Below are 6051 nucleotides of genomic sequence, written 5' to 3'. Positions count from 1 at the left end.
GCTGCTCGCATCCCGCCATCCGTCCATCGAGGCTGCTCCACATGATCCCCAGCACCGCGAAGATCATCACCGCGAATGACAGGACGATCGCCAGCGTCTGCTTGCCGTTACTCTTCATCATTGCATCCCCAGCCCCTCGCTGCACATCACCGCCGCCGAGCACCGCCCCCGCGTCGCAGCGCGCGCGTGACCGCGATGGTGGGGCAGCCGCCCTCGCCTGCCAACCTGTTGCCCCCGCCGCCCGCGCCGGTATGCTATAATCCCTTCGGAGGACGCCGCTTGAAGCGCCTAGCCATCCTCTTTGTATTCGTCGCCGTCGTTGTCTCCGGGGTCTGGGTGTTCCATTCCCTCCGCGCGCCCACCCCCGAGCGCTTCCTCCTCATCGTCACCGACGCCCTCCGCGCCGATCACCTGGGCTGCTACGGCTACCCCGAGGACCTCACGCCCAACATCGACGCCTTCGCCGCGCGCAGCATCCGCTTCGAGGAATGCTGGGCCCCCAGTTCGTGGACCCTGCCCTCCAACTCCGCCCTCTTCACCGGCATGTACCGCCACGACGTCGCGCCGCCGGGCGACGGCTCCCTGCCCGATTCCGCCACCACCCTCGCCGAGTACTTCCGCGACTCCGGCTATGCCACCGCCTGCTTCGCCGCCCATCCCGCCTTCGCCGAGCCCTACAACTTCCAGCAGGGCTTCAAGACTTTCGTCCTCAACCCGTTCGAGGACGACCGCGCCACCACAGCCTCCCTGCGCTGGATGCAGCAGCACCGCGACGACCGGTTCTTTGTCCTGCTTTACCTCTTCGACCCCCACGAGCCGTACGCCCCGAGCACGGTGCCGCCGGCGCTCGCCCAACGCCTCGCCGCCATGCGCGAGCCGATCCGCAAGGGCGACGTCCCCCTGCGCCCCAACACCCGCTGCCCGCGCATCGTCGAGAATCCCTCCGGCCCGGATGAGGTCTCCCGCGCCGAGGTCAACGCCCTGCATCAGCTCTACGAGGCCGAGATCCGCGACGTGGACCGCCGCATCGCCCGCGTCCTCGACGCAATCCGCGACGACCGGCACGCCGTCGTCGCCATCCTCTCCGATCACGGCGAGGAGTGGCTCGACCACGGCGGCCTCGAACATCAGCGCAGCCTCTATCGCGAGCTGCTCCACATCCCGGCCATCCTGCGCGTCCCGGGGCGCAAGGCGCACACCGTCTCCACTCCCATCAGCAGCATTGACTTCGCTCCCACCTTCCTCGCCCTCGCCGGCATCACCCCAGCGTCCCCCCTGCGCGGCCACCTCCTGCTCCCCACCAGAGATATTCAGGCGCACCCCGTGTTCGCCGAAGTTGACTCCGGCACCACGCCTCGCGGCTTCCGTTCCGCCGTCCGCCGCAACGACAAGGTGCTCATCCACAACACCGGCGACTGGAGCGAGTGGACCGATCCCCCGGCCCCGACCTGGGAGGCGTACGACCTCGTCACCGACCCGAAGCAGCAGGCGCGCCTGCCGTCCCGGGCAAATCGTGCGCCCCTGCTCGCCTTCGAGCGCCAGGGCCAGCGCGTCGCCGAGTCACGGCAACCGCCGGAGCTGAGCGAAGCCGACGCCGAGAAGTTCAAGTCCCTGGGGTACGTCGGCCCGTAATCGCTCCCCGCCGCCGCACCGCCGAATCCCGCACGCCGCGCAGCAGGTATGGCGCGCCCCCCGTCGTATAGACCACATGGGGACGGGGGGAAGTGAATAAGCGTGTGCTCGCAGCTAGCCTTGTTGCGCTTGGACTCCTCGCGGTCGCTTGGGACCGCTGTTTTCGCTCGTCTCCGCGCCCGCTGCCTCGCTTAAGCCCTTCTCTTCTCATCGCGGATCCCGCAACGCTCACCTCTAGCCGCGCGCGCAGCATCGTCCCGGCAGAGGCGCCCACATGAGACCACGGATTGTCCTGGCCATCGTGCCGCTTCTGCTGGTTGTCGGCGCCGTCGCGACTCTGCAGCGCCACCGATCGCCGCATCCTTTCCGCGTCGCCATTGAGATGGATGTGTCCTACGGCCCACACGTCAGCAACCTTTACGACCATTTCCAGCCTGTCGGCGCCAAGGGCGACCCGCTCGTCATCGTCATTCACGGCGGCGGCACCTCCGGTAGCACCAGAGCCGACCGCTGGGCCACGGCGTTCTGCCGCGCCCTCGCCGCCGACGGCATCGAAGCGTGGAGCGTTGACTACAGAGGCGCGCCCGATGCGCAATGGCCCGCCCAGGTCGATGACTGCTGCGCCGCGATCTGCCACGCTCGCAAGCTGGGCCACCGCGAAGTCTTCCTTCTCGGCCTCTGCGTGGGCGGTTGGTTCGGTTGCGCCGCGGCGCGCGAGCAAAGAGTCGAGGGCATCATCACCATCGCGGCTCCGCTCGTCACGCCCGACTGGGACCACCGCCTTCGCGGTAGGATACTCGGCGATGTGTCGCCCACCGATGCATCCCCGTTTCACCATCTGCCGCCCAGCGAACCGCCGCTGCTGCTCATTCACGGCACCGACGATGAGACGGTCCCGTTCACCCACGCCGTGTCCATGCAGGGCCGCGCTGAAGCTGCTGACCGCGATGTGAGTCTTCTCACGCTTGACGGCTTCCGTCACAACGAGCCGCCCGAACGACTCGTTCCCGCGTCCTACCCGGCCATCTACCGCTGGCTCCAAGATCACAGCGCAGCGCTCGGGATCCGATAGAAGTCCATCGCGTTCACGGCGTATTCCATCACGCCCGCGGGCGCCGCCCCCGCGGCAGGAATCGCGCGCCCCCCCGTCGTATAGACGATATGGGGACGGGGGGAAGTGAATAAGCGCGTGCTCGCGGCCAGCCTTGTTGCGCTTGGACTCCTCGCGGTCGCTCTCGACCGCCATTTGCGTTCGCCTCCGCCGCCTCTCCCTCGCCCGACGCGTTTCGTCCTCATCGTCGTGGACGCCCTCCGCGCCGACCATCTGGGCTGCTACGGGCACCCCGGCAAGCTGACGCCCAACATGGACGCACTCGCAGCGCGAGGTGTGCGTTTTGAGAACCTCTTTTCCGCCGCGCCCGAAACCCTGCAGTCCAACGCCGCCCTGTTCACCGGTTGCCTCCCGTCGTACTCGTGCGACCGAGTGAAATTCCGGCTGTGGCTCGACATCCCGACATTCGTAGAACACTTACGCGAAGCAGGATTTCGCACAGCCGCCTTCTCTGCTCAGCCGCGCATCAGCCCGAACTTCGGCTTCGGCCGAGGGTTCGACCTGTTCCTTATGTGGCCGCTCGACGATGACTCGGCGACAGGTTCCTGTATCCGCTGGTTGAAGCGGCAGACGAGCGGAAAGAGTTTCGCCCTGCTTTACCTGCTTGACCCGCATAGCCCGTACAGGCCGCGGCGCACCTCGGACGCCTCGCGGGTAATGCTTGCGCGCCCCAACGTGCGACCGCAGATTGCCGATGGCGCGATATGGGACCACGCCGCCGACCTCTCCATCGTTGAAAAGCCGGTAACGGACGGTCAATACTCGCGGCCCGAACTGGACGCGCTGCATAGCCTGTATTGTGACGAAATCCGCGATGCCGACGAGCGTATCGGGCGCGTCATCGCAGCCGTCGGTGCGAACGCCGTGGTCTTCCTCATCGCCGATCATGGGGAAGGTTGGACCTACCCCGGAGCTCTCACCCATAGCAGTAGCCTGCACCCCGATGTGACAAAGGTGCCCTTCATCATTGCTGGCCCGCAGATTACGCCCACCGTTCGCCGCGACCTCGCGGGGACGTGTGACGTTGCGCCGACGGTGTTGGCACTTGCCGATGCGACACCGCTTCCGAAGACCCGCGGCAGGAATGTCCTCGGTGAACACGTAGCCCGTCGCTCCGCCATCATCGCCGAGAAAGGCCCGTGGTGTGCAGTCTATACCGCTGATCGGGCGCTGGTCTCGACCGAAGAGACGAACACCTTTATCGCCCTTTCCCCCAATGCCAGCCGCGCAAATGACAACGGCATGGTCGCGCTCGCCATTGCCCACAAGCGCACCATGAGAACGAACGCGCAGTATGTCCGACCAGGTCGTCCGATCTTGCTCCAGAAGGCGACCGTCGAGCAACTGCGTTCTCTAGGATACGTCGCCGAATAATCGCGCGGCTTCTGGCGCTTGAGTCTCCATCAGTATCCCCCCGTATAGCGCAGTTCTGCTGCGTACACCTTCACCACCCGCGCCCCGCGCGCGGCTGCTGGCCTTCGAGCGCCACGGCCGGCGCGTCGCCGAGTCACGCCAACCGTCGCCGCCGAGCAAGGCCGACGCCGAGAAGCTCAAGTCCCTGGGCTACGTCGGGCCGTAATCGCTCCCCGCCAGACCGCCGAATCCCGCGCACCGCGCGGCAGGTATCGCAGGCCCCCCGGTCGTACTGACAACACGGAGACAGGTGCAAGTGAACAAGCGCGTGTTCGCAGCCAGCCTTGTTGTCCTTGGACTCCTCGCGGTCGGCTCGGACCGCTATCTTCGCTGGTCTTCGCGCCCGCTGCCTCGCCCGATGCGTTTCGTCCTCATCGTCGTTGACTCGCTCCGCGCCGACCACTTGGGCTGCTACGGACACACCGGCAACCTCACGCCCAACATGGACGCGCTGGCGGAAAGAAGTCTCCGGTTCGACAACGCCATCGCCGCAGGGCCGTCTACCCTCATTTCCAACCGCGCGCTCCTGACCGGCCTTCATCCCGACCGAGTGATTGACCGGGAGAACGAAGGCCTGCGCGCGAGCGCCGTCAGCCTTGCGGAGCGTTTCGCGGCAAGCGGCTATCAGACCGCCGCCTTCTCCACTCATCCCCACATCACCAACCGCTTCGGCTTCGCGCAGGGCTTTCAGTCGTTCGTGTTTCGCGGCGGCGATGACGACGCGATAACCAACATGGCAGGCAAATGGCTTGCCTCCCACCGGAGGGATCGGTTCTTTGCCCTCGTCTATCTGCTCGACCCTCATGCGCCGTATGCCCCGCAGCGTATCAGCAGCAGGACGCGGCGGATTGCGGCGAGTCACCGTGCGGACATTGCCGCATTGACCCAGATCCGCCCTGGCCTTCTATCACCTGCGGAATCGGGCACTCTCACGGCGGGCGAGGTCGCCGTTCTACACTCGCTCTACGAGGACGAAATCCGAGAAGCCGACGCTCGCGTCGGGCAGCTTCTCGCCGCACTTGACGACCGGACGGTCGTCGTCGTCCTCGCCGACCACGGCGAAGCGTGGAGGGAACACGGCACGCTCGGTCATTCCCATGACCTCAACACGGAAACCGTCCACATACCGCTGATCCTCGGCACGTCGGGCGTTGCGCCCGGTATCGTCTCCCGCATCGTCGGCACGGCCGATGTCGCACCGACCCTGTTGGCCCTCGCCGGAATCGAAGCGCCCGGACTCGACGGTTGTTCGCTCTTGCATCAACCAAGCGTCACCCGCCATGTGACTTCGACCTTCGCCCGCGGCGAAGTGACCTATGGCATCATCGGCGACAGCATTACCGCACTGCACCGAGAGACCACCGCCGCCGCCAAGCCAGCTCGCCCGGCGCTCGACCGCGAAACAGCCGAGGCTCTTTCCGCTATCGGCTATGTGGCCCATTGACTTCAGAGTAGCACACTAGGGATCTGGTAGAGGTCAGTCGCGCAGACCGCCCAAGTCATAGCGCCCGCCCTCACCTCAGTCATTGCCGTTGTCTGGTCATGCACCGATATGCCGAAAACGATGGCCCCAACCGCCAGGACAGACCCCGTCCCAACCGCTGTCACCCGGCCGAGGAACGGCACGAGCTTTTGCGTGATGATCGCGGAGTCAAGGTTGCGTCCCCAGGATAGCCAGTAACTCGCCGCCGGCCGACACCCCCGCGTCGCCCCGCCGCTGCCAAGCGGCATGCCCATCCCAGGCCGCAGCCACGAATCTATCGCATAGCCGCTGCTCGACCCGTCGATCAGACGGTTGTTGTACGGGAACTCCATCGCCAAGCGGATCATGCCCCGGTTCATCCTGCCTTCCATCCCCACAGTTGTGTGTTGCGCCGCGCCCACTGCCTAGCCGC

General features: G+C 66.2%; 5 protein-coding genes. 4 read left to right on the top strand and 1 reads right to left on the bottom strand.

Features of this window, described 5'->3' with window-relative positions; translation table 11 throughout:
* Positions 1 to 279: 279 nt before the first annotated feature.
* From JSV65_04900 to JSV65_04885, 4 genes are all read left to right on the top strand, one after another.
* Positions 280 to 1632, top strand: coding sequence for a sulfatase (locus JSV65_04900; protein ID UCH35691.1), 1353 nt, complete (start codon positions 280 to 282; stop codon positions 1630 to 1632).
* A 274-nt stretch (positions 1633 to 1906) separates the two neighbouring features.
* Positions 1907 to 2704 (top strand): alpha/beta hydrolase, encoded by a 798-nt coding sequence (locus JSV65_04895; protein UCH35690.1) that lies wholly within the window; start codon positions 1907 to 1909, stop codon positions 2702 to 2704.
* Between the two features lie 117 nt (positions 2705 to 2821).
* Complete coding sequence (locus tag JSV65_04890) at positions 2822 to 4117, top strand: sulfatase (protein ID UCH35689.1); 1296 nt, start codon at positions 2822 to 2824, stop codon at positions 4115 to 4117.
* Positions 4118 to 4412: 295 nt separating this feature from the next.
* Positions 4413 to 5600 (top strand): sulfatase, encoded by a 1188-nt coding sequence (locus JSV65_04885; protein ID UCH35688.1) that lies wholly within the window; start codon positions 4413 to 4415, stop codon positions 5598 to 5600.
* 2 nt (positions 5601 to 5602) lie between these two features.
* Here JSV65_04885 and JSV65_04880 read toward each other — a convergent pair whose 3' ends face one another.
* Positions 5603 to 5986, bottom strand: coding sequence for a hypothetical protein (locus JSV65_04880; protein UCH35687.1), 384 nt, complete (start codon positions 5984 to 5986; stop codon positions 5603 to 5605).
* Positions 5987 to 6051 lie beyond the last annotated feature (65 nt).

It is taken from the genome of Armatimonadota bacterium (assembly GCA_020354555.1).
Taxonomy (GTDB): Bacteria; Armatimonadota; Hebobacteria.
This window is presented reverse-complemented; position numbering and strand designations above follow the sequence as displayed.